This is a genomic window from Orlajensenia flava (assembly GCF_004801905.1).
GTDB classification, from domain to species: Bacteria; Actinomycetota; Actinomycetes; order Actinomycetales; family Microbacteriaceae; genus Orlajensenia; species Orlajensenia flava.
The window spans coordinates 351,073-376,766 of sequence record NZ_SSSN01000003.1; the positions used below are offsets into that span (position 1 = coordinate 351,073).

24 protein-coding genes and 1 tRNA gene are annotated in these 25,694 nt (G+C 68.5%); 3 read left to right on the forward strand and 22 right to left on the reverse strand.

The window, feature by feature from the left end:
- Positions 1–12 precede the first annotated feature (12 nt).
- The 6 genes from E6C70_RS03505 to E6C70_RS03530 form a co-directional block, all read right to left on the reverse strand.
- On the reverse strand, positions 13–318 hold the full coding sequence (locus E6C70_RS03505) for an AzlD domain-containing protein (protein WP_136422253.1): 306 nt from the start codon (positions 316–318) through the stop codon (positions 13–15).
- A complete protein-coding gene (locus E6C70_RS03510) occupies positions 315–1,010 on the reverse strand; it encodes an AzlC family ABC transporter permease (protein ID WP_136422255.1) in 696 nt (231 codons plus the stop codon). Before E6C70_RS03510 ends, E6C70_RS03505 begins: the two co-directional genes overlap by 4 nt.
- The gene (locus E6C70_RS03515; protein ID WP_235833255.1) at positions 1,007–1,897 is read right to left on the reverse strand and encodes a sensor histidine kinase; all 891 of its coding nucleotides are present in this window, start codon (positions 1,895–1,897) and stop codon (positions 1,007–1,009) included. The genes E6C70_RS03510 and E6C70_RS03515 overlap by 4 nt, the downstream gene beginning before the upstream one ends.
- A gap of 68 nt (positions 1,898–1,965) precedes the next feature.
- Positions 1,966–2,259, reverse strand: a complete 294-nt coding sequence (locus E6C70_RS03520) for an SHOCT domain-containing protein (protein WP_136422257.1) — start codon at positions 2,257–2,259, stop codon at positions 1,966–1,968.
- A 114-nt stretch (positions 2,260–2,373) separates the two neighbouring features.
- Positions 2,374–3,036, reverse strand: a complete 663-nt coding sequence (locus E6C70_RS03525; protein ID WP_136422259.1) for a response regulator — start codon at positions 3,034–3,036, stop codon at positions 2,374–2,376.
- Complete coding sequence (locus E6C70_RS03530; RefSeq protein ID WP_136422261.1) at positions 3,033–4,190, reverse strand: sensor histidine kinase; 1,158 nt, start codon at positions 4,188–4,190, stop codon at positions 3,033–3,035. Before E6C70_RS03530 ends, E6C70_RS03525 begins: the two co-directional genes overlap by 4 nt.
- A gap of 131 nt (positions 4,191–4,321) precedes the next feature.
- Between E6C70_RS03530 and E6C70_RS03535 the strand changes: the two genes are divergently transcribed.
- Positions 4,322–4,394, forward strand: a tRNA-Asn gene (locus tag E6C70_RS03535).
- Positions 4,395–4,450: 56 nt separating this feature from the next.
- Here E6C70_RS03535 and E6C70_RS03540 read toward each other — a convergent pair.
- From E6C70_RS03540 to dusB, 9 genes are all read right to left on the reverse strand, one after another.
- Positions 4,451–5,371 carry a D-isomer specific 2-hydroxyacid dehydrogenase family protein gene (locus tag E6C70_RS03540; protein WP_235833256.1) on the reverse strand — a complete coding sequence of 307 codons (921 nt, stop codon included), beginning with the start codon at positions 5,369–5,371 and terminating at the stop codon, positions 4,451–4,453.
- 60 nt (positions 5,372–5,431) lie between these two features.
- Positions 5,432–6,343 carry an ATP-binding cassette domain-containing protein gene (locus E6C70_RS03545; RefSeq protein ID WP_136422264.1) on the reverse strand — a complete coding sequence of 304 codons (912 nt, stop codon included), beginning with the start codon at positions 6,341–6,343 and terminating at the stop codon, positions 5,432–5,434.
- Between the two features lie 5 nt (positions 6,344–6,348).
- Positions 6,349–8,031: an ABC transporter ATP-binding protein gene (locus tag E6C70_RS03550; protein WP_136422266.1), complete on the reverse strand. Its 1,683-nt coding sequence runs from the start codon at positions 8,029–8,031 to the stop codon at positions 6,349–6,351.
- Positions 8,028–9,101, reverse strand: a complete 1,074-nt coding sequence (locus tag E6C70_RS03555) for an ABC transporter permease (protein ID WP_136422268.1) — start codon at positions 9,099–9,101, stop codon at positions 8,028–8,030. The genes E6C70_RS03550 and E6C70_RS03555 overlap by 4 nt, the downstream gene beginning before the upstream one ends.
- 1 nt (position 9,102) lies before the next feature.
- Positions 9,103–10,188, reverse strand: a complete 1,086-nt coding sequence (locus E6C70_RS03560) for an ABC transporter permease (protein ID WP_136422270.1) — start codon at positions 10,186–10,188, stop codon at positions 9,103–9,105.
- 95 nt (positions 10,189–10,283) lie between these two features.
- Complete coding sequence (locus E6C70_RS03565; protein ID WP_136422271.1) at positions 10,284–11,921, reverse strand: ABC transporter substrate-binding protein; 1,638 nt, start codon at positions 11,919–11,921, stop codon at positions 10,284–10,286.
- A gap of 198 nt (positions 11,922–12,119) precedes the next feature.
- Entirely contained in the window at positions 12,120–13,970 is a 1,851-nt protein-coding gene (dnaG, locus tag E6C70_RS03570; RefSeq protein WP_136422274.1) for a DNA primase, read from the reverse strand.
- A 62-nt stretch (positions 13,971–14,032) separates the two neighbouring features.
- A complete protein-coding gene (locus E6C70_RS03575; protein WP_207670030.1) occupies positions 14,033–15,283 on the reverse strand; it encodes a deoxyguanosinetriphosphate triphosphohydrolase in 1,251 nt (416 codons plus the stop codon).
- Entirely contained in the window at positions 15,273–16,427 is a 1,155-nt protein-coding gene (gene dusB, locus E6C70_RS03580; RefSeq protein ID WP_136422278.1) for a tRNA dihydrouridine synthase DusB, read from the reverse strand. The genes E6C70_RS03575 and dusB overlap by 11 nt, the downstream gene beginning before the upstream one ends.
- Positions 16,428–16,490: 63 nt before the next feature.
- Between dusB and E6C70_RS03585 the strand changes: the two genes are divergently transcribed.
- Positions 16,491–16,985 carry an aminoacyl-tRNA deacylase gene (locus E6C70_RS03585; protein ID WP_136422280.1) on the forward strand — a complete coding sequence of 165 codons (495 nt, stop codon included), beginning with the start codon at positions 16,491–16,493 and terminating at the stop codon, positions 16,983–16,985.
- Positions 16,986–17,173: 188 nt separating this feature from the next.
- Here the strand turns inward: E6C70_RS03585 and E6C70_RS03590 are convergent, their stop codons facing one another.
- The 3 genes from E6C70_RS03590 to recO are packed head-to-tail and all read right to left on the reverse strand — an operon-like array spanning position 17,174 to position 19,447.
- Positions 17,174–17,836, reverse strand: coding sequence for a DsbA family oxidoreductase (locus E6C70_RS03590; protein WP_136422282.1), 663 nt, complete (start codon positions 17,834–17,836; stop codon positions 17,174–17,176).
- A gap of 37 nt (positions 17,837–17,873) precedes the next feature.
- Positions 17,874–18,713, reverse strand: coding sequence for an isoprenyl transferase (locus E6C70_RS03595; protein ID WP_136422284.1), 840 nt, complete (start codon positions 18,711–18,713; stop codon positions 17,874–17,876).
- Positions 18,710–19,447 (reverse strand): DNA repair protein RecO, encoded by a 738-nt coding sequence (gene recO, locus E6C70_RS03600; protein ID WP_136422285.1) that lies wholly within the window; start codon positions 19,445–19,447, stop codon positions 18,710–18,712. The genes E6C70_RS03595 and recO overlap by 4 nt, the downstream gene beginning before the upstream one ends.
- A gap of 47 nt (positions 19,448–19,494) precedes the next feature.
- Between recO and E6C70_RS03605 the strand changes: the two genes are divergently transcribed.
- Positions 19,495–20,154, forward strand: coding sequence for a trimeric intracellular cation channel family protein (locus E6C70_RS03605; RefSeq protein WP_136422287.1), 660 nt, complete (start codon positions 19,495–19,497; stop codon positions 20,152–20,154).
- A gap of 81 nt (positions 20,155–20,235) precedes the next feature.
- Here the strand turns inward: E6C70_RS03605 and leuA are convergent, their stop codons facing one another.
- The 4 genes from leuA to E6C70_RS03625 form a co-directional block, all read right to left on the reverse strand.
- Positions 20,236–22,002: a 2-isopropylmalate synthase gene (gene leuA, locus E6C70_RS03610; protein WP_136422289.1), complete on the reverse strand. Its 1,767-nt coding sequence runs from the start codon at positions 22,000–22,002 to the stop codon at positions 20,236–20,238.
- A gap of 205 nt (positions 22,003–22,207) precedes the next feature.
- Complete coding sequence (locus E6C70_RS03615; RefSeq protein WP_136422291.1) at positions 22,208–23,278, reverse strand: chitinase; 1,071 nt, start codon at positions 23,276–23,278, stop codon at positions 22,208–22,210.
- Positions 23,279–23,450: 172 nt separating this feature from the next.
- Positions 23,451–24,854, reverse strand: coding sequence for an ABC transporter permease (locus tag E6C70_RS03620; RefSeq protein WP_136422293.1), 1,404 nt, complete (start codon positions 24,852–24,854; stop codon positions 23,451–23,453).
- The gene (locus E6C70_RS03625; protein ID WP_136422295.1) at positions 24,851–25,612 is read right to left on the reverse strand and encodes an ABC transporter ATP-binding protein; all 762 of its coding nucleotides are present in this window, start codon (positions 25,610–25,612) and stop codon (positions 24,851–24,853) included. The genes E6C70_RS03620 and E6C70_RS03625 overlap by 4 nt, the downstream gene beginning before the upstream one ends.
- Positions 25,613–25,694 lie beyond the last annotated feature (82 nt).

A 25,694-nucleotide genomic window follows, 5' to 3' on the forward strand; every position in this document is an offset into this window, starting at 1 on the left:
CAGGCGATCCGTTCATGTGACCAGACGGATGCCCGCCGCAACCAGGGCCGCGACCGCCACCACCACGATGAACGGCACCCGCAGCGCGTAGAGCGCGGCGGCGACGATGACGGCGGGCACTCGCGCGTCGACGACGACGTGCTGGCCCGCCCCGAACGTCTGTACGGCGATGAGCGCCGCCAGAAGGGCGACGGTCAGCAGGTCGGCGATGCGGGACGGCGCCGGAGCCTCCAGCAGCCGCGCCGGAACCAGGTACCCGGCGAACTTGAGCACGAGGCACGCGATGGAGGCGAGGATGACGATCTGCCACAGGGTCACGAGTCGTCCCTCCGTCCGAGCCAGTTGAATGCGCCGACGACGACCGCGACGATCGCGGCGACGAGCACCGGCAGTCCCGGCATGAGCACCGGGGTGAGGACGGTTGCCACCACGGCAGCCGCGACCGCGACGACGCTGGCCTGCAATCTCTTCAAGCGCGGCCACAGCAAGCCGAGGAAGGCCGCGGCGGCCGCGGCGTCCAGGCCCCAGGCGCGCGGGTCGCCGATCGCGTCGCCGATGAGCGCACCGACGAAGGTGGTGATGTTCCAGCCGACGAACACCGTCACCGCGGTGACCGAGAAGCCGAGGCGAGCGAGGGGGCGTGTGGGCTGGGCGATCGCCACGGCAACCGACTCGTCGATGGTTCCCCACGCAGAGATCGCGCGCCGCCACCACGGCCCGGTGCCGACGATGGGCGCCATCCGCATGCCGTAGATGACGTTGCGAAGACCGAGAAGCGCCGCCGTCGCGATGCCCGTGAAGCCCGCTGCCGCTCCCCCGGTCGCCAGGATGCCCACGAGGGCGAATTGGGATCCGCCGGTGAACATCACGAGACTGAGAAAGCAGGTCTGCCAGATGTCGAGGCCGCTCGCGACGGAGAGCGCGCCGAACGAGATGCCATAGACCGCGGTGGCGATCCCCACGGCGAGGCCAGAACGGATGGCCGTCCGCTCCGCCGACGACCTGGTCATCGCGGCAGGTCGACCCCGTGGACGCCGTTGTGGAAGCGCAGCGACGGGAACGTGACCGAGACGGAGAATCCGACCCCCGGAACAGAACGAGCGGTGAACACCCCGCCGAACAGCTCGGCGCGCTGGCGCATCTGGCTGATGCCCGCTCCAGTGACGGTCTCGGTGAGCGAGCGCAGGTCGTCATCGACGGATGTGGTGTGCCGGTCGGTCTCATCGCCCGTGCGTCGCGCAGCCGCCCGGATGCCGTCGTCGTCCACGGTGAGCTGCAGGCCGTCGCCAGTCCACACGAAGCTCACCTTCGCCTCCGTGCCACGGCCGCCGTGCTTGAGCGAGTTCGACAGCGCGGCCTGGAGGATGCGATAGATCGCCAGTTCGGCGCCCGGTCGCAGTTCGTACCGAGTACCGGTCTCCTCGAACACGACCTCGAGGCCGGCGTCCCGCATCACGCGGAAGAGGTTCTTGGCCGATTGCAGGCCCGGCTGCGGCGACGCGAGTGCCTCGCCCTCGCGCGCGACCGTCAGCACCCGGCGCATGTCGGCCAGAGCGTCCCGCCCAGCGTCTGCGACACCTCCGACGACCCGGACCGCGCTCGACGGATCACTCTCGGCCGTGTAACGGGCGCCTTCAGCGTGCGACACAAGTCGCGAGATACCGTGCACCGCGACGTCCTGCAGGTCCCTGATGATCGCCAGGCGGCCGGTCTGTTCGGCGAGGCTCAGCTCCAGCTCGATGCGGGTGCGTTCCGAACCGGTCCAGTCACGGTCGATCCGGCGCAAGCGACCGCGGGCCATGAGCCACAGCACGAGGAACACCAGGGCGATCACCGCGAGGATGACGGCCGCCACGATCAGCGCCGTCATCCCATCGGAGCGGGGGAACCCGTTCATGGCCGACCTTTCCGGCCGTGTCCGGGCCAGTGGCAGCCTACCGGCTCAGCCGATCCGCGCCGCGGTGCTCAAGGCTGCAGATGATTCGCGCGGAGCACCTCGAGGCGCGCCCGATACTCGACCTCCTCGATGTCCCCTTGGGCGAATCGTTCGGCGAGGGTGCGCTCAGCCGAGCCGGAGCCCGACCAGCGCTGCATGCTCGCGCGCCGCCAGCGCCGGCCGGCGAACGTGATGACGAGCACGATGACGGCGATCCAGAACAGCGGAATGAGCAGGAAGAACAGGCCGAATCCGCCGGGGCCGGGCCCGTGCCAGTAGAGCGGTGCGGCAAGCGGGGCCGCGAGGGCGGTCAGGGAGAGCATGAGATGTCCAATCGTCAGGGCATCCGATCGGATGCGCTCCCATCAGACTCGTCGCCCGCGCGACCCTGCGCGTCCGCCGTCGGGAGGCATTCACGCCACTCCCCCGGGGGTAGGTCAGGACCAGCCAGGTCGAACCAGGCCGGACTCGTAGCCCACGACGACGAGGTGCACCCGGTCGCGCGCCCCGAGCTTGGCCATGATGCGCGACACATGGGTCTTGGCGGTCAGCGGGCTGAGGAACAGGCGCTGGGCGATCTCGTCGTTCGTCAATCCCTGAGCGACGAGGACGAGGACCTCCCGTTCCCGGGTGGTGAGCGCGTCGAGCTCGCGAGTCGGCGGCGCCTCGCGCATCCCGTCTGCTGCTCGTTCGAGGAGGCTGCGCGTGGCTCCTGGCGAGAGCAGCGCATCACCGGCTGCGACGACCCGAACCGCTCGGATGAGCTCGGTGGGTTCCGTGTCCTTGACGAGGAACCCGCTCGCGCCGCTGCGGATCGCCTCGGCCACGTACTCGTCCAGTTCGAAGGTCGTGACGACGACGATGCGGGTCGCGCTCAGCTCCGCCCGTCCGACGACTTCACGTGTGGCCCAGAGTCCGTCGCCATCGGGCATGCGGATGTCCATGAGCACGATATCCGGGTGCGTGGCCGCAATCCCCTCGACGGCCGCAGCGCCGGAGGCCGCCTCACCCACGACGGTCATGTCCGACTCCGATTCGAGCAGGGCCCGGAAGCCGCCGCGGACGAGCCCCTGGTCGTCGGCGAGGAAGACGCTGATCATCGGTCCCCCTCCAGCGGCAGCTCGGCCGCGACCCGGAACCCGCCGTCCGGGGCGGGCCCGACCGTAATCTGGCCGCCCAGCAGAGCCACGCGTTCACGCATGCCGACGATGCCGCGCCCCTCGCGAACCGCGACACCGGATGCGCCGGAACCGTCGTCGGCGATCGTCACCACGGCGTGACCGTCGATGGCCGCCAGCTCCACCCGCGCGGTGTGGGCCGAGGAGTGGCGAGCCACGTTGGTGAGCGCCTCCTGGACGATGCGGTAGGCCGTGCGCTGCACGATCGGCGGGGTGCTCCCGGGCAGCTCGTCGTCGAGGGTTATCGCCAACCCCGGTGAGCGCAACGAGTCGACCAGCGCGGGCAGGCGGCTGAGTTGCGGGTCCGGGCGAAGCGGCGCCGTCTCGTCCGCGTCCATCCCCGAGCGGAGGAAGCCGAGGACGCCGCGCACCTCATCGAGCGCCGACTTGCTGGTCTCCTTGATATTCGCGAGCGCCTCGGCCGCCTGGTGCGGGTCGTCCTCGATGAGGTGGAGCCCGACCGCCGCCTGCACGTTGATCGACGACAGCGAGTGCGCCAGGACGTCGTGCAGCTCGCGCGCGATGCGCAATCGCTCTCGCTCGGCCTCGGTCCGCCGGCGCCGTTCCAGGTCGGCACGGTAGGACGCGATCCGCGCTCGCCGATTGCGGATGGCCTCTCCCACGCCGATGAGCAGACAGAGGACGAGAAGCAGGATGACGACCCGGACGGAGGGGCCGCGCACCGAGAGGATGCTGACCGCTATCGCCACGATGGACGCAACGGCCACTGTGCCCCATGCCCAGATACGTGCCCCGCGCACCGTGGCCGCCACGACGGCGAAGGCGAGCGGCACGGCGGCGACGGGCGGGCCCACGGTGAAGCCGAGGATGGCCGGCGCCGTCAGCGCGGCGACGGCGACCAGGACGGGACCGGGCCACCGCCCCACCAGCAGCAGCAGGTAGGACGAGACGAACGCCAGGATCGCCGCGACGAGTGGCCACCCCACCGGGAGGGAGACGATCACCCACCCGATCAGCGGGACCTGGACCAGTTGGGAGAGCACGACGGCCACCCAGCGCGCACCGCGAAACGGACGGCCCTCGAGCCAGCGCTCTCGGGAGGCGTTCGACGGCATGGTGCGATGCTAGTCGCGCCCGCGTACGACCGCCTCCGGCTGAGGAGGACTGCATCCCTACTCCTCGGGGAGTACGCGGTGATTTTGCGCCCGCGAATCCTTTGCTAAAGTAGCTATGCGCTTCGGCGTGATCCTCGATAGCTCAATTGGCAGAGCAATCGGCTGTTAACCGATAGGTTCTTGGTTCGAGTCCAAGTCGGGGAGCGAAGGGCCACCATGGGCTCCACCCCTGGTGGCCTTTTTCGTGCCTCGGCGGACCTTCAATAGCCCCGTTCCGGCTCGACGACACCGACGAATCGTCCGTCGCCGAGGAACGCGGCCACGTTCCGCCGGATTCTGTCCGCCAGCAGGGGCGCGGTCATCTGGGGCGTATCGGCCACGTGCGGGGTGATGATGCAGGCAGGCTCCGACCACAGCGGATGCCCGTCGGGAAGCGGTTCGGGGTCCGTGACGTCCAGCGCAGCACCGGCGATCGTCCCCTCGGCCAGTGCCGCGACAAGGGCGTCGGTGTCGATCAGGCCTCCCCGTGCGGCATTCACCAGATATGCCGAACGCGGCATGATCGAGAGTTCGGTCGCGCCGATCATCCCCCGGGTCTCGTCGGTGAGAGCTGCCGCGAGGATGACGATGTCGGCTGTGGCCAGTACATCGGGCAGGCGGTCGCGGCCCACCGTCTCGTCGGCGCCGTCCACAGCCGCCGACCCACGACGCACCACAGCGATGTGCGTCCGGAACGGTTTCAGGAGCCCGATGAGTTGGCGCGCGATTCCTCCCGCCCCCACGATGACGACACGGCGACCGAACAGGGATACCCCGAGCTGCTCGTCGTCCCACGAGGTGGCGATGATGCGGCGAGGGAGGAAACGGGTCAGCGCCAGCGTCAACGCCAACGCGTGCTCGGCAACGGGCTCGGCGAAGGACCCGCGGGCGCTCGTGAACAGAGTGGCGGGGCGCGCCGAGATCGACGGGGCGAAGGCATCCACCCCCGCCCACGGTAGCTGCACCCAGCCGATCCGCGGGTGAGTGTCGAGAACGTCCACCAGCTCGGCCGCCCGGGCGGTCGACAGCCAGACCAGGCCACGAGTGCGTTCCGACAGCGGCTCGAGCATCCCCCCTCCGGCACGGACGGCGTCAGCGAAGTCGTGATCGGAGTCCGGCAGTATGGCGATCGGTCCGACCACTGGCCGCCGATCTGCGCTGACCGGCTCCGTGACCGGACCATCGAACGGACGGTGCATCCCTCAGACGGCCGGTCGGCGCGGGTGCGGCAGCATCCTCGGCGGCTTGGGCACTCCGTCGATCCCGCGGAGGACAGGAGCCTCCCGCGCCACCGAGTCCTCGGGGAGCTCGGCGGCCAGGCGCTCGACGTACGGATGAAGCGGGTTCGCCAGCACCTCCTCGATCGGGCCCAGTCCGACCAGCATGCCGCCCTGCAGCACGGCGATGCGGTCGGCGATGCGGCGCAGGATGGCCAGGTCGTGGCTGATGACCATCGCGGAGAAGGCGGTGTGCTCCTGGAGCTCGCTGATGAGATCGATGATCGCGTGGCGCACCACGGCGTCGATGGCTGCCGTCGGCTCGTCGGCGATGAGGAGGGCCGGTTCCAGCACGAGCGCTCGCGCGATGGCGAGGCGTTGACGCTGACCGGTGCTCAACTCGTACGGGTAGCGGCCGAGCGATCCCAGCGGCAACCGAACGGCGTCGACCATCGTGACCACGCGGGCTTCCAGCGCCTTGCGGTTGTAGTGCCGGTCGCGCAGCAGGATGGGCTCGGCGACAATCTCCGCCACCGTGTGGTCGGCCCTCAGCGTCTCGGACGCCTCCTGCCCGACGTACCCGACCTCGAACATCAGCCGGTCGGCGTGGCGACGACTCAGGCGTCGCAGTGATTCGCCGAACACCTGGGCATCGCCCCCGGTGATGACGGGGTGCACGGCTCCGCGGGGCGCCGACAGGAACCGCCCGGCGAGCACCTTGGCGATCGTGCTCTTGCCCGAGCCGCTCTCACCAAGCAACCCGAGAACCTCACCCGGCTTGACCGACAGGTTCAGGCCGCGCACGGCGACGTACGCCGGACTCGGCCCGTGCGCCGGGTATTCGATCGTCAGATCGCTCGCCAGAACCGGATAGCCGTGCTGCGCGTTCCCCACCATGCGATCTAGTCTGCCGTGCGCAACCGGTGCAGTGCATCTCGGCGACGCGCCTGCTCGGCCGGGTCCGGCACCGGAAGCGAGGCCAGCAGGCGCTGAGTGTACGGATCCTGCGGCGCGCCGAGCACCTCGGCTCCCGTGCCCTCCTCGACCAGACGTCCGTGATACAGCACGGCGATGCGGTCGGCGAGGATGTCGACCACCGCCAGGTCATGGCTGATGAACAGGGCGGCGAAGCCGAACTCGCGTTGCAGCTCTGCGAACAGGTCGAGCACGCGTGCCTGCACCGACACGTCGAGGGCGCTCGTCGGTTCGTCCGCGACCAGGAGCGAGGGCTCCAGGGCGAGCGCCCTGGCGAGGCTCGCGCGCTGCCGTTGGCCGCCCGACAGCTCGTGCGGGTAACGGTCGCCGTACGCGCGCGGGAGTTGCACCGCCTCGAGCAATTCGTCGACCCGCGCTCGCGCATCCGCCGGCGACGCGGCCCGGCCGTGGATGACGAGGGGTTCGGCCACGCAATCGGCGATGGTGAGGAGCGGATTGAAGCTCGACGCGGGGTCTTGGAAGACGAAGCCGATCTGCGAGCGGGTGGGCTTGAACGACCGCTCGCGGATGCCGAGCATCTCGTGGCCGAGCACCTCCAGCGAGCCGCCGGTGACCGGTGTCAGGCCGGCGATCGCACGTCCGATGGTGGTCTTGCCCGATCCGCTCTCGCCGACGAGGCCGAGCACCTCTCCGGCGCGGATCTCGAAGCTCACGCCGTCGACGGCCACGAAACCGGGACGTCCGAACCGCCCCGGGTACTGGATGCGGAGGTCGCGGGCGACGACGACGGGAGCGTTGGCGCTCCAGTCGGCCGTGCGACCCTCGGCCCGCGCCGCTGCGTGCACCGTGCCTTGGCCGACGTGCGGAACCGCGGCGAGCAATGCCTTGGTGTAGTCCGCCTGCGGTGAGGAGAACAACGTGTGCGCATCCGCCTGTTCGACGACCTCGCCCTGGTACATGACGGCAACGCGGTCGGCGAGGTCGGCCACGACCCCCATGTTGTGCGTGATGAGCACGATGGCGGCACCGAACTCGTCACGACAGCGCCTCAGGAGGTCGAGGATCTCCGCCTGCACGGTGACGTCGAGCGCCGTCGTCGGCTCGTCGGCGACGATGAGCTTGGCATCGAGCACGAGCGCCATGGCGATCACCACACGCTGCTTCTGGCCCCCCGAGAACTGGTGAGGGTAGTAGTCGACGCGCTTCTCGGGATCGGGGATGCCGACGCGGCGCAGCACGTCGATGGCGCGCTTCTTGGCGGCGGAGCGGGAGATCTTCGTGTGCGCCCGCAGACCCTCGGCGATCTGCCACCCCACGGTGAACACCGGGTTCAGCGCGGTCGATGGCTCCTGGAACACCATCGCGACATCGGTGCCCCGCACGGCGCGGAGGTCGCGCTTGGACAGGGTGATGACGTTGCGTTCGCCATCCGCCGTCGAGAGCAGCACCGCGCCGCTCGTCGTCGCGGTCTCGGGGAGGAGGCCGAGGATGGTCTTGGCCGTCACGGTCTTGCCGCTGCCGCTCTCGCCGACGATCGCCAGCACCTCACCGGCTGCGACCGACAGGGTCACGTCGTCGACGGCCTTGACCGCTCCGGCGTCGGTGGCGAAGGAGACGCCGAGATTCTCGATGCTGACCACGTTCGTCATGAACGCACCTCGATTCCGTGTTCGTCGAAACTCTCGCCGTCTTCGAGACCGCGGATGCCGCCGGGTCCCCCATCGAGGGTTCCGCCGGGGACCACCGACGTCTCGGCGACCTCTCCGGAAGCCTTCGCGACCGCTCGTCGGCCGCGCAGGCGCGGGTCGGCGAGGTCGTTGAGGCTCTCGCCGACGAGGGTGATGCCCAGCACGGCGAGCACGATGGCGACGCCCGGGAAGAGCGCCGTCCACCAGATGCCGCTCGTCACGTCTGAGATGGACTTGTTGAGGTCGTAGCCCCACTCGGCTGCACTCGACGGCTCGATGCCGAAGCCGATGAAACCGAGCCCAGCGAGCGTGAGGATGGCCTCCGACGAGTTGAGCGTGACGATCAGCGGAAGCGTGCGCGTCGCGTTCCTCAGCACGTGCCGGAACATGATGCGCGGACTCGACGCTCCGAGGACCTTGGCCGACTCCACGTAGGCCTCCGCCTTGATGCGCACGGTCTCGGCGCGGATGACGCGGAAGTACTGCGGGATGTAGACCACCGTGATGGAGATGGCCGCGGCGAGGATGCCTCCTGCGAGATCCGACTTACCGCCCGAGATGACGATCGACATGACGATCGCCAGCAGGAGGGACGGGAACGCGTAGATCGCGTCGCAGACCACGACCAGCACGCGGTCGGGCCAGCCGCCGAAGTAGCCCGAGACGAGGCCGAGCAGAACGCCGATGAAGATCGACAGGAGCACCGCGACGACGATCACGAGGATCGCGGTCTGAGCGCCCCAGATCACCCGCGAGAGCACGTCGTACCCGCCGACGGTGGTGCCGAGCGGATGCGCCGCCGACGGCGGCTGCTGCGACCCGAACGTGCCGCTCGCATCCCGCAACTGGTTGAACCGGAAGGGTGCCAGGAGCGGAGCGAAGACGGCGGTCAGGATGAAGATCGCCATGAGCACGAGCCCGGCGACGAGCATGCCGCGCTGGACGCCGACGCTCTGGCGCAGCTGGTGCACGACGGGCAGGCGCTGCCAGAGAGAGGGCTTCGCGACGGGACGGAGGGTTGCCGTGGTCATCTCAGTACCTCACTCGCGGGTCGATGAGGGCGGCGATGATGTCGACGATGAAGTTGGTGAACGCGACGATCACGGCGAGGAGCACGACGATGCCCTGTACGGCGACGAAGTCGCGCGCCTTGATGAACTCCACCAGCTCGAAGCCCAACCCCTTCCACTCAAACGTCGTCTCGGTCAGTACCGCTCCCCCGAGCAGGAGGGCGATCTGCAGTCCGATGACCGTGATGATGGGGATCAGCGCCGGCCGGTAGGCGTGCTTGCGCACGAGCCGGAACTCGCTCACGCCGCGGGAGCGGGCAGCGTCGACATAGTCGGTCGAGAGCGTGCCGATGACGTTGGTGCGCACGAGCCGGAGGAACACGCCCGCCGTCAGGAGGCCGAGGGCGATCGCCGGGAGGACGGCGTGCGAGAGTACATCGCTCACCACCTCGGGATTACCGGTCTGGATCGCATCGATCGTGTAGAAACCCGTCTTGTTGGGCAGGAAGTTCATCTCGAGCTCCGAGGCCGTCGTCGCACGACCCGCCACCGGCAACCAGCCCAGCCAGACGGCGAAGACCAGCTTGAGCAGGAGTCCGACGAAGAAGACGGGGGTCGCATAGAACAGGATCGCGGAGATGCGCGCGATCGCATCCGTCGCCTTGTCGCGGTGGTAGGCCGCGAGCATGCCGAGCGGGATGCCCACGAGGAACGCGACGATGAGCGAGTAGAAGGCGAGCTCGAACGTGGCGGGCCCGTAGGTGGTGAGCACCTCGAGGACGGGACGCTTCGTGGAGATCGTCGTACCGAAGTTGCCCGTGAAGATCTGGCCGAGGTACTCGAAGTACTGCACGATGATGGGCCGGTCGTAGCCGGCCTGGTGGATGCGATCGGCGAGTTGCTCGGGGGTGAGACGGCCGCCGAGGGCCGCCGTGATCGGGTCGCCGGTCGTGCGCATGAGCACGAACACGAGAGTGACGAGGATGAAGATCGTGGGGATGATGAGCAGGAACCTCACCACCAGGTAGCGCCCGAGCCCTCCCCCCGATGAAGCCTTCCGCGCAGCCGGAAGTTTGTCGGCCTCCGGCGCCATTGCCACTGTGCTCATGTAACCCTCACGTTGCTGCCTGCAGAGAAGGGGCGGCCGACTCGCGTCGACCGCCCCCGATGTTCACGCTGGAGAAAACTCTAACCGTGAACCGTTCAGCTCTTCGCCAGTGCTCCGTAGTGGAACTTGAACGACGGGTCGAGCGTCTTGTCGGCGCCCGAGACATCCGTTCCCACGACGGCGACCTGAGCACCCTGCAGCAGGGGCAGGGTCGACAGCTGGGCTGCCTCCTTGTCCTGGATCTGCTCGATGATCTTGGTGCGCTCACCGGCGTCGGGGGTGGTGGCCTGCTTGAGGATCAGGTCGTTCACCTCCTGGTCGGAGTAGTGGTTGTGCAGGAAGTTGTCCGTCAGGAAGAACGGCGTGAGGTAGTTGTCGGCGTCGGAGTAGTCGGGGTACCAGCCGAGCTGGTACGCCGGGTAGACGTCGGCTACGCGGTCCTTGGAGTACTGGACGTACTCGGTGGACTGCAGGTTCACCGAGAACAGGCCGCTCGACTCGAGCTGGTCCTTGACGAGCGCATACTCGTCAGCGGAGCCGGGCCCGTAGTGGTCCGTGTTGTACTGCAGGTCGAGCTTGACGGGCACGGTGACGCCGGCAGCCTCGAGGACGGACTTGGCCTTGGCCGCATCCGGTCCGCCGTTTCCGTCGCCGTAGAGCGACTTGAGCGACTCGGTCGCGCCGGTGAGGCCCGCCGGGACGAAGGAGTACAGCGGCGTGTAGGTGTCCTTGTAGACCTGGCTCGCGATCTCCTTGCGGTCGATGAGGTCTGCTGCCGCCTGACGGACGGCGAGCGACTTGGCCGGGTCGGCATCCGTCGCCTTGGCGCCGTAGGGCATCGTGTCGAAGTTGAACACGATGTAGCGGATCTCGCCGCCGGGACCGTCGACGACCTTCACCTTGTTGTCCTTGCGGAGGCTCGCGATGTCCGTTGCCGAGAGGCTGCGGAACGCGACGTCGATGTTGCCCTGCTGGACGTCGAGCTTGAGGTTCGACGAGTCCGCGTAGTACTTGACGTTGACCGTGTCGGTCTTGGCCTTCGGAAGGAGGCCCTGGTAGTCGGGGTTCGCCTTGTACTGGATCAGGTTGTTGAAGTCGTAGCTCTTGATCGTGTACTGGCCGGCGAACGCCTCGCCCTTGACGATGTCGGCGTCCGAGGTGAGCTTGTCGGCCGAGAAGACCTGCTCGTCGACGATCGGGCCGGCGGGGCTCGAGAGGATCTGCGGGAAGACCTGGTCGTTCTCGGTCTTGAGGTGGAACACGACGGTGGTCGGGTCCTTGGCCTCGGTCGACTCGAGGTTGTACAGCAGCGAGGACGGACCGTTCTCGTCGGCGATCTTGAGCTGGCGGTCGAAGGTGAACTTGACGTCGGAAGAGGTCAGGTCGTGCCCGTTGGCGAACTTCAGGCCCTTCTTGAGCGTGACGGTGTAGTCCTTCGGTCCCGTGAACTCTGCCTTGGTGGCGATGTCGGGCTCGACGTCCGGGCTGCCGTACGGCGTGTTCATCAGGAACGGGAACACCTGGTTCATCACCGCGAACGAGCCGTTGTCGTACGAGCCGGCCGGGTCGAGCGTGGTGATCTTGTCCGTCGTGCCGATGGTCAGCGTGCCGCCGCCGGCGGTGGAGCCTGAACCCGAGCCGCCGGTGGAGCAACCGGCCAGCGCCAGCGTCGCAGCGGTGGCCGCTGCGGCGACGACGAGCAGGCGCCTGCCGTTAGTGGATGCGGATGCCATATCCGTCTACCTCTTCCTGTTGAGATGGATCGCACGGTGGGCGCGCGAAGGCGCAGGGCCGTGCATCGCTATGTACCCAGAGTTAGCACAGCCCTCTGCTCGCCATTGACGAGAACGGGGACTCTGCGACGGATGGTTACAGAGATGCAATCATGTTGCGTTCAGAGCGAACACGGCGCGAGTAAGCGTCGGTCCGCTCTACTCCTCGCGCAGGGCGCGCCGTTCGGCCTCGAGCTGCACGAGACCGCGCTGGACGGCCGTGTAGGTCTCGCGATCGCCGGGATCCGTTCGCTGCAACCTGCCCAGCAGTTCGGTCTTGCGCCGCAGGAGGTCGCGATCGATGAGGGAGCGCGTGATGCCGGTGACATACGCCGAGAGCTCGCGTTCCGAGCGCTCCGGGATGGGAGCGACGACCAGTTGCTGGACGAACGGACGGAGCGTCTCCGGCACTTCGGCGACCACGCCGTCGAGCCAGTCGGGGCGGTCGATGGTGGCGACAGCCGAAGCGATCCCGTCGCGCACCATCGCGAGCGATGGGTTGGAGAATCCGGTCTGCGTCGCGCGGGAGATGAGGTCGCCGCCGATCAGCCTCGGATGCTGCAGCATCGCCATGAGGGCGTCTCGCTCCAGACGGGTGGAGGGATCTCCCGGCAGCTCGGTGATCGAGTACGGCCTCACGGGCACCTCGACGGGTGGCGTGTCGCGCAGTGGCGCCTCCGTCGATCGCGTCGATCGCTTCGAGGCCGCGGAGACCGCACGCTGCACCTCGCCGAGCTCGGTGCCGAGCAGGCGGGAGAGCTCGCGCGTGTATCCGGGCCGGAGAGATGCGTCGCGGATGTCGGCGACGATCGGGGCAGCTGCCCGCAGAGCGGACACGCGCCCTTCCACGCTGTCGAGGTCGAACTCGGAGAGCCGCTGGCGGATGACGAACTCGAACATCGGCCGCTTCGTCTCGATGAGGCTGCGCACCGCCCCGTCGCCGCGCTCGATGCGCAGGTCGCACGGGTCGAGTCCTTCCGGCGCCACGGCCACGTAGGTCTGCGCGGCGAAGCGCTGCTCCTCGCTGAACGCCCGCATGGCCGCCTTCTGGCCTGCCGCGTCGGGGTCGAAGGTGAAGACCACCTCTCCCCCGGCGTTGTCATCGCCCAGCACCCGACGCAGCACCTTGATGTGGTCGACGCCGAACGAGGTTCCACAGGTGGCCACCGCGGTCGTGACGCCCGCGAGGTGGCATGCCATGACATCCGTGTAGCCCTCCACGACGACGACCTGGTGGGACCGGGAGATGTCGCGCTTGGCGAGGTCGAGTCCGTACAGCACCTGCGCCTTGTGGTACACCGGCGTCTCGGGGGTGTTGAGGTATTTGGGGCCTTGGTCATCGTCGAGCAGCTTGCGTGCGCCGAAGCCGACCGTCTGGCCGGTGACATCCCGGATGGGCCAGACGAGGCGGCCGCGGAACCGATCGTAGACGCCGCGGTCACCACTGGAGACGAGACCGGATGCGGCGAGCTCGTCGTCGCGGAAGCCGCGGCCGCGCAGATGCCGGGTCAGCTCGTCCCAGCTCTTGGGCGCGAAGCCCACGCCAAAGGTGGTCGCGGCGGCGGCGTCGAATCCGCGCTCGCCGAGGAACCGGCGTCCGGGCTCGGCACCCGGCGTGCGCAGCTGTTCGATGAAGAAGTCGGCCGCCGCAGCGTTCGCTGCGAGCAGGCGAGCCCGATTGCCGTGGTCGGGTGTGTCGCCCCCGTCCTCGTAGTGCAGCTGGAAGCCGAGGCGGGCTGCAAGGCGCTCGACGGCCTCCGTGAAGCTCACGTGGTCCATGGCGCGCAGGAAGCTGATGACGTCACCCGACTCCCCGCAGCCGAAGCAGTGGTAGAAGCCCACCTGCGGGCGAACGTGGAAGGACGGGCTGCGCTCGTCGTGGAAGGGGCAGAGACCCTTCATGGAGCCGACCCCGGCCGACTTGAGACTCACGTAGTCGCCCACGATGTCGGCGATGTTGGTGCGGGACTTGACCTCATCGATGTCCGATTGACGGATGCGGCCTGCCATGAGGCAATCCTACGGTCGGTGCGGCGGAGCATCCGGCCCCAGCTCGGGGTTGGGGACGAGCGTCAGTTCTGCACGAGCCGTTCGTACCAGGCCAGCGCGGACTGGTCGGTGAGGCTGGCGACCTGGTCGACCACGACGCGCTTTCGGGCGGCGTCATCGGATGCGGCACGCCAGTCATCGGCGAACCCCACGTCGAGGTGCTCGTCGGCCGACTCGAACAGCGCCGTCGCCAGGCTGCGCAGGATCTGCCTCTGCTGCTTGTAGATGGGCTGACGCGTGTTCTTGGCCATCACGAACGCGGCGACGACGCCCTTGAGCACGGCGATCTCCGCGCGGATCTTACGGGGGACGACGACATCCGCCGAGAACCGCGTGAGGCTGGCCTGCGGGAACGCCTCCCGGGTCGCATCGGTGGATTCGCGTGCGAAACGTCCGATGAGTTCGCTGGTCAGGTTCTTCAGCCGTCCATGGTCGCGGCGACTCGAGTCCCACGTCGAGAGCCAGAGCGGCAGAGCGGCGAGCCGATCGAACGCTGCCACCAGCTCGTCCGCGGAGTACTCGCCGCCGACCCAGTCGTGCATCGCCTGCACCACGGCGTCGTGGTCGGCCCGGCGCGACAGGGCAGCGACGTCGATGAAACCGCCGACGACGGCATCCTCGAAGTCGTGAACCGAGTAGGCGATGTCGTCGGAGAGGTCCATCACCTGCGCCTCGATGCACTGACGTCGTGCGGGCGCGTCGACGCGCAACCAGTCGAAGGCATCCTCGTCGTCGGCGTAGAAGCCGAACTTGGCGCGCCCACTCGGATCGGCAACGCTCGAGGACTCCGGCCAGGGATACTTGCAGCTCGCGTCGAGGCTGGCCCGCGTGAGGTTGAGCCCGAAGCTGCGACCCTCGTCGTCGAACATCTTCGGCTCGAGCCGCGTCAGCAGCCGGAGCGTCTGCGCGTTGCCCTCGAACCCGCCGATCTCCGCCGCCCAGCTGTTGAGCGCCCGCTCGCCGTTGTGCCCGAAGGGCGGATGCCCCAGGTCGTGCGCGAGGCACGCGGTGTCGACGACATCCGGGTCCAGGCCGAGGGAGGTCGCGAGCTCCCGACCGACCTGGGCGACCTCGAGCGAGTGGGTGAGACGGTTGCGAGCGAAGTCGAGACCGGCGGTGGGACTCAGCACCTGCGTCTTGGCGGCGAGCCTCCTCAGAGCGCTCGAGTGCAGCAGCCTGGCCCGGTCGCGCGCGAAGTCGCTGCGTCGGGTTCCGTGAGTCTCGGGCAGCCGGCGCTCGTTGTCGAACGCCGTGTAGCCCGGCTCAGCCGCCACTCGTGTCCAGTTCGGCGTCGACGAGCGAGCTGCGCTCGGCACCCGCGAGCTCGCGGGAGTCGAGCCATCCGTCGGGAAGGGCCGGCCGCTTCGGGGTTCCCGCTCGTCCGCGCGGACCCTCCGCTCCCTCGCCGGGATAGGGCTGGTCGGCGTCGAGCGTCGCCAGCAGGTCGTCGAGTTGCTGCAGCGATCCGACCGTCGCCAGCCGCGCCCGCAACTCGCCGCCGACCGGATAGCCCTTGAAGTACCACGCGACGTGCTTGCGGATGTCGCGGCATCCGCGATCCTCGTCGTCGAAGAACTCGACGAGCAGTTCGGCGTGGCGTCTGAAGGTGTCGGCCACCTCGCCCAGGGACGGGTGCGCAGTGTGCTCCTCGCCTCGGAACGCCGCCGCAAGGTCGCCGAACAACCACGGACGCCCGAGGCAACCGCGCCCGACGACGACGCCGTCGCACCCGGTCTCCGCGACCATACGGAGCGCGTCAGCGGCCGACCAGATGTCGCCGTTGCCGAGCACGGGGGTGTCGGTGATGGTCTCCTTGAGCTTCGCGATGGCCGGCCAGTCCGCCTGCCCCGAATAGAACTCGGCCGCCGTGCGGGCGTGCAGGGCGATGGATGCCACCCCAGCCCCCTCGGCGGCCTTGCCGGCCTCGAGGTAGGTGAGGTGATCGGAGTCGATCCCCTTGCGCATCTTGACGGTCAGCGGGATGTCGCCGGCCGCCTTCACGGCGCCCTCGACGATCTGACGGAACAGGTCGCGCTTCCACGGAAGGGCCGCTCCCCCGCCCTTGCGGGTCACCTTGGGCACCGGGCATCCGAAATTCAGGTCGATGTGGTCGGCTCTATCCTCCGCCACCAGCATCGTGACGGCCTCGGAGACCGTCTTCGGGTCGACGCCGTAGAGCTGGATAGAGCGCGGCGTCTCGCTCTCGTGGTGCGTGATGAGGCGCATCGACTCGGGGGTGCGCTCGACGAGCGCACGGCTCGTGATCATCTCGCTCACGTAGAGGCCCGCGCCGAATTCGCGGCACAACCGGCGGAAGGCGGTGTTGGTGATGCCCGCCATCGGAGCGAGAACGACGGGCACGTCGAGCGTGAGCGGCCCGATGCGCAGGGGGGCCTGGCTTAGCGTGGTGGCTGACATGACCCCTCATTCTCTCAGAGCGAGCGCGTGGTCTCGAAAGTGCATGCACAGGAGGCGGAGCCGATGACCGACGACGATCGATTCTCGGGACTCGCGGGGGTCGAGCGAGTGAAGGCGGATGCCGCCCAGCGCGGGTTGAGGGTGGACGTGTTCGAGCGGCCGGCGGCGTCGAGCCTCGCGGAAGCGGCCTCGCTCATGGGCATCGAGCCGGGCGACATCGTCAAGTCGCTCGTGGTGAAGCGCGCCGACGGCACCTTCCTGTTCGCCCTCGTGCCGGGTGGCCGTAAGATCTCCTGGCCGAAGCTGCGCGCCGTCATCGGCGTGAATAAACTCCAGCTGCCGGATGCCGCGCAGGCGCTCGACGCGACCGGCTACGAGCGCGGAACCATCACGCCACTCGGCTCGCGACGCGACTGGCCGGTCGTCATCGACGGCTCGATCGCGGGCCGCCGGGTGGCGGTGGGCGCCGGCGCCCACGGCTTCTCCGCGTTCGTCGACGGCGACGCGCTCATCGCGGCGTTCGACGCCACCGTCGCGGACATCAGCGAGCCCGAGTAGCGGGCGCGCGGACTCCCTGCCGCGAGAGGCCGAAGCCTCAGGCGATCAGATCGCGCAGACGTCTCCGTCGCAGACCGGCGCCGAGGTCTCCCCCGCCAGCCGGATCAGGAGCGGACGAGGGGGCGTCGGGGCGGCCGCCTCCTGTGAGGGCCCGACATTCATGATTGCTTCCGCCTGCATCTGGTCGCTCATGCCACGGCCGCCTTCTCGCCGGCCACCTGGGTCAGGGCCTGGGTGAACACCTCGGCGGGCTGCGCTCCCGAGACGCCGTACTTGCCGTCGATGACGAAGAAGGGAACCCCCTGGATGCCGTAGGCGACCGCCTGTGCGATGTCCGCCTGCACATCGGCCGCGTACCGGCCGGACTCCAGCGCCTCGCGCGCCGCATCCGCGTCGAGCCCGACCTCTGCGGCGTATCCGACGAGGTCGTCGATGTGGCCGACGTGACCGCCCTCGACGAAGAATGCCTTCAGCAGCCGCTCCTTGAGCTCGAGCTGCCTCCCGTTCGCCTTCGCGAAGTGCAGCAGTTCGTGGGCCTTGAGCGTCTTGGTCTGCTTGACGGCTCCGAAGTCGTAGTCGAGGCCGGCCTCGCGCGCGATTGTCGCGACGTGGTCGTGCATCTCGTGCACGCGCTCCAGTGGGACACCCTTGTGCTTCGCCAGGAAGTCCGCGTTGCTGCCCTCGAAGTCGACGGGCGTGTCGGGCGAGAGCTCGAAGGAGTGGTATTCGATCTCCACGGGTGGCGCGTCGGCGCCCAGCGCGGCGATGCCGCTCTCGAGGTGCCGCTTGCCGATGTAGCACCAGGGGCAGGCGACGTCGGACCAGATGTCGATCTTGATGGGGTTACTCACGCAGATGGCAACAGGGCGCGGCTGGGAGGTATTCCGGTCAGAGGCCGGAATCGTCGCTGGCCGCTGACATCGAGGCCGGTGTCGGCGCGTCGATCGCGCCGCCGAACCTCCGGTTGCGGGAAGCGTAGACGCCGATGGCGTGCCAGAGCTGTTCACGCGAGAAGTCGGGCCACAGGGTGTCGAGGAACACCATCTCGGCGTAGGCCGACTGCCAGAGCAGGAAGTTCGACGTGCGCTGCTCCCCCGACGAGCGCACGAACAGGTCGACATCCGGCAGGTCGGGCACGTAGAGCCGGCGCGCGATCTGCTTCTCCGAGACGGCGGATGCCTTGAGCCGGCCGGCCGCCACGTCCTCGGCGATGCGGGTCACGGCATCCGTAATCTCGTTACGGCCGCCGTAGTTGACGCACATGGTGAGGGTGAGGGTGGAATTGCCGGCGGTCAATTGTTCGGCGTACTGCAGCTCCTCGATGACGCTCTTCCACAGCCGCGGTTTCCGACCCGCCCACCGGATGCGCACCCCCCACTCGTTGAGCTGGTCGCGGCGGCGGTGCAGAACGTCACGGTTGTAACCCATGAGGAACCGCACCTCCTCGGGAGAACGACTCCAGTTCTCGGTGGAGAACGCGTAGACGCTGATGTGCTTGACACCGATCTGGATGGCGCCGGCAACGACGTCGAGCAGCGCGGCCTCGCCCGCCTTGTGACCCTCGATGCGCGTGAGGCCGCGCGCGTTCGCCCACCGACCGTTGCCATCCATGACGATCGCCACGTGGTCGGGCACGGCCTTGCGCGGGAGCTTCGGCGGGTAGACGCCCGTCCAATCGAGCGGGCGATACTCCACCGCGTCCTTGTGCGTGTACGGCTTGGGTGTCACGAGGTGATCTGCTCCCGGGAGACGTGCGGCAGGGAACGGAGGCCCCGCTCGAGGTGCCACTGGGTGTACGCGGCCACCACGCCGCTCGCCTTGCCGCGGGTCGCATCCGTCGCCGCCTCCGCGGTCTCCCAGTCGCCCCCGAGCAAGGCACCGAGCAGGCCGATCGCCGCGTCGTCGAGTCGGGGCGCGCCGGGAGGAGCGCACTCGTCGCACACGACGCCGCCGAGCTGGACGACGATGTGCTCGTGCGGTCCGGGCCGCCCGCACCGGGCGCAGTCCTGGAAGGTGGGCGCCCAGCCGGCGATGGAGAGTGACCTCAACAGGTAGGAGTCGAGGGTCAGCATGCTGCTGTGCTCGTGACGGGAGAGGGATCGCAGTGCGCCGACCAGCAGGAGGTACTGCTGGAGGGAACCCTCGGACTCGGTGACCTTGTCGGCCGTCTCGACCATGACGTTGGCTGCGGTGAAGCTCTCGTAGTCGACGGCGATCATGGCGCCGTAGGAGCCGAGCGATTCGGCCTGCGTGATGACGTCGAGCGAGCGGCCCTCCCAGAGTTGGACGTCGGCGACCATGAACGGCTCGAGGCGTGCTCCGAACTTGGACGACGTACGACGGACGCCCTTCGCCACCGCACGGACCTTGCCGTGCTCGCGGGTGAGCATGGTGACGATGCGGTCGGCTTCACCCAGCTTGTGGGTGCGCAGCACGACGGCTTCATCTCGGTAGACCGGCACCTCTCGATTATCCCGTGCGTCGGGCCGGCACCGGGTATACAGGAGGAGTGCCGACCGCCCTTTTCATCATTCCGCCGTGGCTCGACCTCTCAGCCGTGGCGATCGGCGCCATTCAGGGAGCGATGTTCTCCGGTCGCCTCAAGGAGCACCGCATCGACCTGCTCGGCGTCACCATCATCGGCGTGGTGGTGGGACTCGGCGGCGGACTGCTCCGCGACCTGCTGCTCAACCAGCTTCCTGCGGCGATGACGAGCAACTTCTACCTCATCGTCGCCGCGGCGGCCGCGCTCGGCGGGATGCTGCTGCAACGGGCGTTCAACCGGCTCGGTCCGCTCATCATCGCCCTCGACGCCGTGACGATCGGCCTGTTCGGAGCGATCGGCGCGACCAAGGCGCTCGCCTACGGCGTTCCGGTGGTGCCGGCCGTGTTCGTCGGCGTCGTCTCGGCGGTCGGCGGATCGATCCTCCGGGACATGATGCTCAACCTGCCGATCGCACTGATGCACGTCGGCTCGCTCTACGCCGTGGCGGCGGGTGCCGGCACGATCCTGCTCGTGGCGCTCGCGTCGGCGCACGTCGACATCACCATCGCGGGGATCGCCTGCGTCGTGGTGACGACCGTCATCCGCCTGCTCGCCGTCCGGTTCGGCTGGAGCCTCCCGGAGCAGCGAGCAATCGGTTCGTGGATGCGCTGGCGGCGCAGCTGAACAGATCTCGATACGCGGCGGACTGCCTCCAGCGCTACTCGACCAGCACGCGCCCGCGTCCGGCGCTACTAGATCAGCGGATCAGACGGATGCGCCGACCAGCTCGGACTCCCGAACGCGGAGCGCCCGGTTGACCGACGAGATCACGGCCTTGAGGCTCGCCGTGGAGATGTCGGCGTCGATGCCGACGCCCCACAGGGTTCGACCGTCGACGACCGCCTCCACATAGGCGGCAGCCTGAGCGTCCCCTCCGGAAGAGAGCGCGTGCTCGGAGTAGTCGAGAACGCGGATGTCCGCCCCGCTGCGTCGCAGTACGTCGAGGAAGGCATCGATCGGACCGTTGCCATTGCCCTCGACCTGAACGCGGTCCTCGCCGTCCCGGAGGCCCACGGTGAGGGCGACCGATCCGTCGAGTTCACTCGAGGTGCGCACCGAGAGCAACTCGAACCGCCCCCACTTCTCCTCGGGGTGGTCGGCGGGCGCCGGCAGGTACTCGTCGCGGAACGACGTCCAGATCGCCTCACTCGAGACCTCGCCGCCTTCGGCGTCCGTCTTGGCCTGAACGACGCCCGAGAACTCGATCTGCAGTCGACGCGGCAGGTCGATGGCGTGGTCGGTCTTCAGCAGGTACGCGACGCCGCCCTTTCCGGACTGCGAATTGACGCGGATGACCGCTTCGTAGGTGCGGCCGAGGTCCTTCGGGTCGACCGGCAGGTAGGGGACGGCCCACTGCAGTTCGCCGACCGTGACGCCCCGGGCGTCGGCATCGGCGGCCATCGCCTCGAAGCCCTTCTTGATGGCGTCCTGGTGCGAACCGCTGAACGCGGTGTAGACCAGGTCGCCCGCCCAGGGGCTGCGCTCGTGCACGGGCAACTGGTTGCAGTACTCGGCGGTGCGCTTGATGCCGTCCAGGTCGGAGAAGTCGATCTGCGGGTCGATGCCCTGGGTGAACAGGTTGATGCCGAGCGCGACGAGGTCGACGTTGCCGGTACGCTCGCCGTTGCCGAACAGGCATCCCTCGATGCGATCGGCGCCGGCCAGGTAGCCGAGTTCTGCTGCGGCGATCGCGGTTCCGCGGTCGTTGTGCGGGTGCAGCGACAGCAGCACGTTCTCGCGGTGGGCGAGACGCCGGCTCATCCATTCGATCGAATCGGCGTAGACGTTGGGGCTGGCCATCTCCACCGTCGCGGGCAGGTTGATGATGACCTTGCGCTCGGCCGTCGGTTCGAAGACCTCGATGACCTGGTTGCAGATGTCGACGGCGAACTCGAGCTCGGTGCCCGTGTAGCTCTCGGGCGAGTACTCGTAGTAGACGGTGGTGCCGGGAACCAGCGATTCCATCTGCCTGCAGAGGCGCGCACCGTTCAGGGCGATGTCGACGATGCCCTGCCGGTCGGTGCGGAACACGACGTCGCGCTGCAGGATGCTCGTGGAGTTGTACAGGTGGACGATCGCCTGCTTCGCGCCGACGATCGACTCGTAGGTGCGACGGATGAGGTGCTCGCGCGCCTGCGTCAGCACCTGGATCGTGACGTCGTCCGGGATCGCCCCCTCCTCGATGAGGCTGCGCACGAAGTCGAAGTCGGTCTGGCTCGCGCTCGGAAAGCCGACCTCGATCTCCTTGTAGCCCATGCCGACGAGCAGGTCGAACATGACGCGCTTGCGCTCGGGGCTCATCGGATCGATGAGGGCCTGGTTGCCGTCTCGGAGGTCGACGGCGCACCACCGCGGCGCCTTCTCGACCCGGGCGCTCGGCCAGGTGCGATCGGGCACCTCGACGCGGAACTGCTCGTGATACGGGCGATAGCGGTGGATCGGCATCGCCGAGGCCTGCTGGGTGTTCTTCATGGTCTTCTCGTTCTCTTCGCGATGGGGGTCAGCCGACGACGAACTCCGCGACGAGGGAGGCCTAAGCTAGGACTCGTCGCGGCAGCTAAGGAGAAGCAGACCGTGGAACACGGATTCAGAGTAGCACCGTCCCACGACGGCACCGTCCCACGACGGCACCGTCCCGTGCGGACACGGGACGGTGCCGGCTACTCGCGGGTGCCGGTCAGATCCACCAGCCGTTGAATCCGGCGAATGCCCGGGTGAACGCCCACGGCTGCTGCACGACGCCCGAGCAGTTCCAGGAACCCTTGACGCCGGGGCATCCGCCGTTGTCGCGCTCGAGCGCCCAGAAGCTGATCGAATTCACGTGCTTCGACTTCGCCCAGGCGACGAACGGCGCGGCCTGATCGGCCGTGAAGGTCTCCTCGGGGCCGAAGTCGTCGATGCCCACCATCTGGATGATGCCCACCTTGAACCACAGCAGGGCGGATGGCGTGTAGGGCGAGATGGTCTGGCGCATCTGCTGCACGAGCCCGGCGGCCGCGGTCTTGGCGTCAGCGACCATGTCGTGCGTCAGCCCGTCCCAGTAGTCGAACGTCATGATGTTCACCGCCGCGATGTAGGCGTGGTACTTCGCCGCCGACTGCAGCAGCGCGACCCCGGTGGCGCCGAGACCCTGAGGCGTCGAGGGCAGGGTGTAGGAGATGGTCAGCGGCACACGGTTCTTCAGAGCCCAGCCCTGGAGTTCGCGGATGGCCTGGTTGCGCCGATCCACCCCTGCCGCGTTGCCAATGGAGTCGACCTCGATGTCGAAGTCGAGCCGCTGCACCTTGTAGGTCGTGATGACCTTCTCATAGGCCAGGGCGATCTTGTGCACGTCGGTGCAGCTGTCGGCGATCTCGGTGTTGGTGGTGTCGGCCGCGTAGCCGCCGAACGACGGGATGACGTCTCCCCCGGCGGCGCGGATGGCGTTGATCTCGGCGCCGAAGGTGTCGGCGGACACCGGCGCGGCGACGTTGCCCGCCCAGTACAGGTCGCACGAACCGGGAGCCTCGGTCTGCAGGAAGGCCAACGTGAGGTACTTGGCGCCCGAATCGTGAGCGGCCGCGGAGAGGCTGTCGACGGCCGTGACGTCGACGTAGGGAGCGGAGAAGTGCAGCGGCAGCGGGGCGGGCGCGACGATCGTCGGCGTCGGGGCCGCGGAGGTCGCAGCGTTCGCCGGCGTGGCGACGAAGCCGGCGCACGCGAGGGCGGCCAGTGCGCCGATCGCGACGGATACGGGGAGGCGTTTCATGGGGACTCCTGGGTTGTCGGCGCAGCCCGCAGGCACGCCGAACACCTCCATGGTGGCCGCCGATGTCGCGTTCGCTAGTTTGTTAGGGTTCTGTACTAACTGGGGTGAAATGACGATACCAGCGCGCCGACGGCCCCCACAAGGGGTACCGCCGGCGCGACCCCGCGGACCGCTACTGTACGGTGAGCGCGACGACCGGAGACACCGTCGTGGCCCGACGCGACGGCGCGACGGATGCGGCCAGGCTGAGTGCCGCTCCCCCGATGACGACGATCGCGATGATGGGCCACGGCAGTGCCGGCGCGATGATGCCGTGGGTCAGCGAGCCGAGAATCGACTGGGCGGCTGCCCATCCGTAGAACACCCCGAGCACGAGGCCGAGGAGCACGGCGGCCACGGTCATCTGGGCGCTCTCTGTAAGGATCATGCCCCTCACCTGTCTCGAGGTGAACCCGAGAGCGCGGAGCAGCCCCAGCTCGCGTGTGCGCTGCAGCACGCTGAGCGAGAGGTTGTTGATCATGCCCACGGCGGCGATGATGGCGGAGAATCCGACCAGGCCGGCGAAGATCGCCGTCGTCACGGTGAGCGACTGGTCGACCGCCCGGGCCATCGTCGGATCATCGATGCTCGAGAGGATCATGGCCCGATAGCTCGCCATCGCCACGGCGAACATGGTCACGAGCGTCACGCCGATGACGAGCCCGATGGTCGCACGCGAACTCCGCTCCGGAAAGCGCACGGCGTTCTCTGCGGCCAGCCTGGCCGCCGGTCGGGGACCGAACGCGCGGCCCACCAGCCGCAGGACGGGCGGCATGACGAGATGTGCGCCGAGGACGATGCCCGTGAACGACAGCACGCCGCCGAAGAAGGACACGAGCAGGCCGATCGGCGTGCTGAGGCCGATGACGACACCGAGGGCGAGCAATGCGAATCCGGCGCCCGCGAGAGTGATGGCGGCGATGTTGCGAGCAACCCCACGCCGTGCGGATTCGAGACGCGCGTCGACGGCAGCTCCGACCGCGGCGAGCGGGGTCACCGTGGTGACGGCCCGCGACCCCACCCACGCGGACGCCCAGGTCGTGACGGCGACGACCGCGACGGGGAGCAGGATGAGGGGCTCCATCACGACGTAGTCGGCCGACGGCAGCCACCCGGCCGAGGTACCCGAGGCGATTGCGGCAGCGGCTATCGCGGCACCGATGACGAGTCCGACGATCGCTCCCATCACACCGACGAGAAGGCCCTCGGTGGCGACCGCGCGGCGCAGTCGCCCCGCCTGCGCGCCGATCAGGCGCAGCAGGGCGATCTGCCGGGTGCGACCGGCGATGATGGTGGCGAACGTGTTGGCGGTGACGATCGCGCCGACGTAGACGGCGATGAGCGTGAAGACGCTCGTCACCACCGAGAGGACGAGCCGAACCGTCGTCGAGCCGCTGACCACCTCGTCGGTGCCGACCGCCGTCGCGATGATGCCGGACGCCTCGAGCATCACGACGCCGAAGGCCGAGGAGAGCGCCGCAACGACGATGGTGGCGACGTGGTCACGAGGGTGGGAGGACAAGGCGCGGATGCTCATGCCGCCGCCTCCATGCCGAGCATGATGCGCGAGATGTCCTCGGCCGCCGTGGCGCCGCGGTCGTCGACGATGCGGCCGTCGGCCAGGAACAGGATGCGGTCGGCATGACTCGCGGCGATCGGATCGTGGGTGACCATGGCGATCGACTGGTCGTAGTCACGAGCGGCTGTCGCGAGCAGGGCGAGCACCTCGCGACCAGTGCGGGAGTCGAGGCTGCCCGTCGGCTCATCCGCGAAGACGAGGTCGGGTCGAGTTGCCAGTGCGCGGGCGATGGCCACGCGCTGCTGCTGCCCTCCGGAGAGCTCGTGCGGACGGTGGGTGATGCGGGAGGTGAGCCCGAGGGATTGCGTCAGGTGCTCGATCCACACGCTCTCGTCCGCTGTAGGACGACGGCCGTCGAGTTCGAACGGCAGCAGGATGTTGCCACGGACGTCGAGGGTCGGCACGAGGTTGAAGGACTGGAAGACGAAGCCGACCCGGCGGCGGCGGATGAGGGTGAGCTCGGCGTCGCGCATCCGCGAGATCTCGGTGTCTCCGATCCAGACCTCCCCGGAGGTCGGAGAGTCGAGGCCCGCCATCACGTGCATCATGGTCGACTTACCGGATCCGCTCGGCCCCATGATGGCGGTGAACTCCCCGCGCCGGATGCCGATCGAGATGTCGTCGAGGGCCCGGACTGCTCCTGGCCCTTCGCCGAACTGCTTGCTGAGGTGGGTGACGCGCGCGACGAGCCCGAGGTCGGTGGTGGTGATCTGCATGTCATCGACGCTACGGAGCGGATCGCCGCGGCGGATCGGGCTGCAGGATGGCGTCGGGTACATCTCTGGGATGACCTTCGGC

Bases quoted from the DNA above. Each gene is read 5' to 3' on its own strand.
- E6C70_RS03515 (WP_235833255.1), bottom strand. From the start codon at position 1,897: ATGAACGGGTTCCCCCGCTCCGATGGGATGACGGCGCTGATCGTGGCG.
- E6C70_RS03565 (WP_136422271.1), bottom strand. From the start codon at position 11,921: ATGGCATCCGCATCCACTAACGGCAGGCGCCTGCTCGTCGTCGCCGCA.
- dnaG (WP_136422274.1), bottom strand. From the start codon at position 13,970: ATGGCAGGCCGCATCCGTCAATCGGACATCGATGAGGTCAAGTCCCGC.
- E6C70_RS03555 (WP_136422268.1), bottom strand. From the start codon at position 9,101: ATGACCACGGCAACCCTCCGTCCCGTCGCGAAGCCCTCTCTCTGGCAG.
- E6C70_RS03550 (WP_136422266.1), bottom strand. From the start codon at position 8,031: ATGACGAACGTGGTCAGCATCGAGAATCTCGGCGTCTCCTTCGCCACC.
- E6C70_RS03625 (WP_136422295.1), bottom strand. From the start codon at position 25,612: ATGCAGATCACCACCACCGACCTCGGGCTCGTCGCGCGCGTCACCCAC.
- E6C70_RS03525 (WP_136422259.1), bottom strand. From the start codon at position 3,036: ATGATCAGCGTCTTCCTCGCCGACGACCAGGGGCTCGTCCGCGGCGGC.
- leuA (WP_136422289.1), bottom strand. From the start codon at position 22,002: ATGAAGAACACCCAGCAGGCCTCGGCGATGCCGATCCACCGCTATCGC.
- E6C70_RS03620 (WP_136422293.1), bottom strand. From the start codon at position 24,854: ATGAGCATCCGCGCCTTGTCCTCCCACCCTCGTGACCACGTCGCCACC.
- E6C70_RS03585 (WP_136422280.1), top strand. From the start codon at position 16,491: ATGACCGACGACGATCGATTCTCGGGACTCGCGGGGGTCGAGCGAGTG.
- E6C70_RS03510 (WP_136422255.1), bottom strand. From the start codon at position 1,010: ATGACCAGGTCGTCGGCGGAGCGGACGGCCATCCGTTCTGGCCTCGCC.
- E6C70_RS03520 (WP_136422257.1), bottom strand. From the start codon at position 2,259: ATGCTCTCCCTGACCGCCCTCGCGGCCCCGCTTGCCGCACCGCTCTAC.
- dusB (WP_136422278.1), bottom strand. From the start codon at position 16,427: ATGTCAGCCACCACGCTAAGCCAGGCCCCCCTGCGCATCGGGCCGCTC.
- E6C70_RS03615 (WP_136422291.1), bottom strand. From the start codon at position 23,278: ATGAAACGCCTCCCCGTATCCGTCGCGATCGGCGCACTGGCCGCCCTC.
- E6C70_RS03545 (WP_136422264.1), bottom strand. From the start codon at position 6,343: ATGGTGGGGAACGCGCAGCACGGCTATCCGGTTCTGGCGAGCGATCTG.
- E6C70_RS03560 (WP_136422270.1), bottom strand. From the start codon at position 10,188: ATGAGCACAGTGGCAATGGCGCCGGAGGCCGACAAACTTCCGGCTGCG.
- E6C70_RS03530 (WP_136422261.1), bottom strand. From the start codon at position 4,190: ATGCCGTCGAACGCCTCCCGAGAGCGCTGGCTCGAGGGCCGTCCGTTT.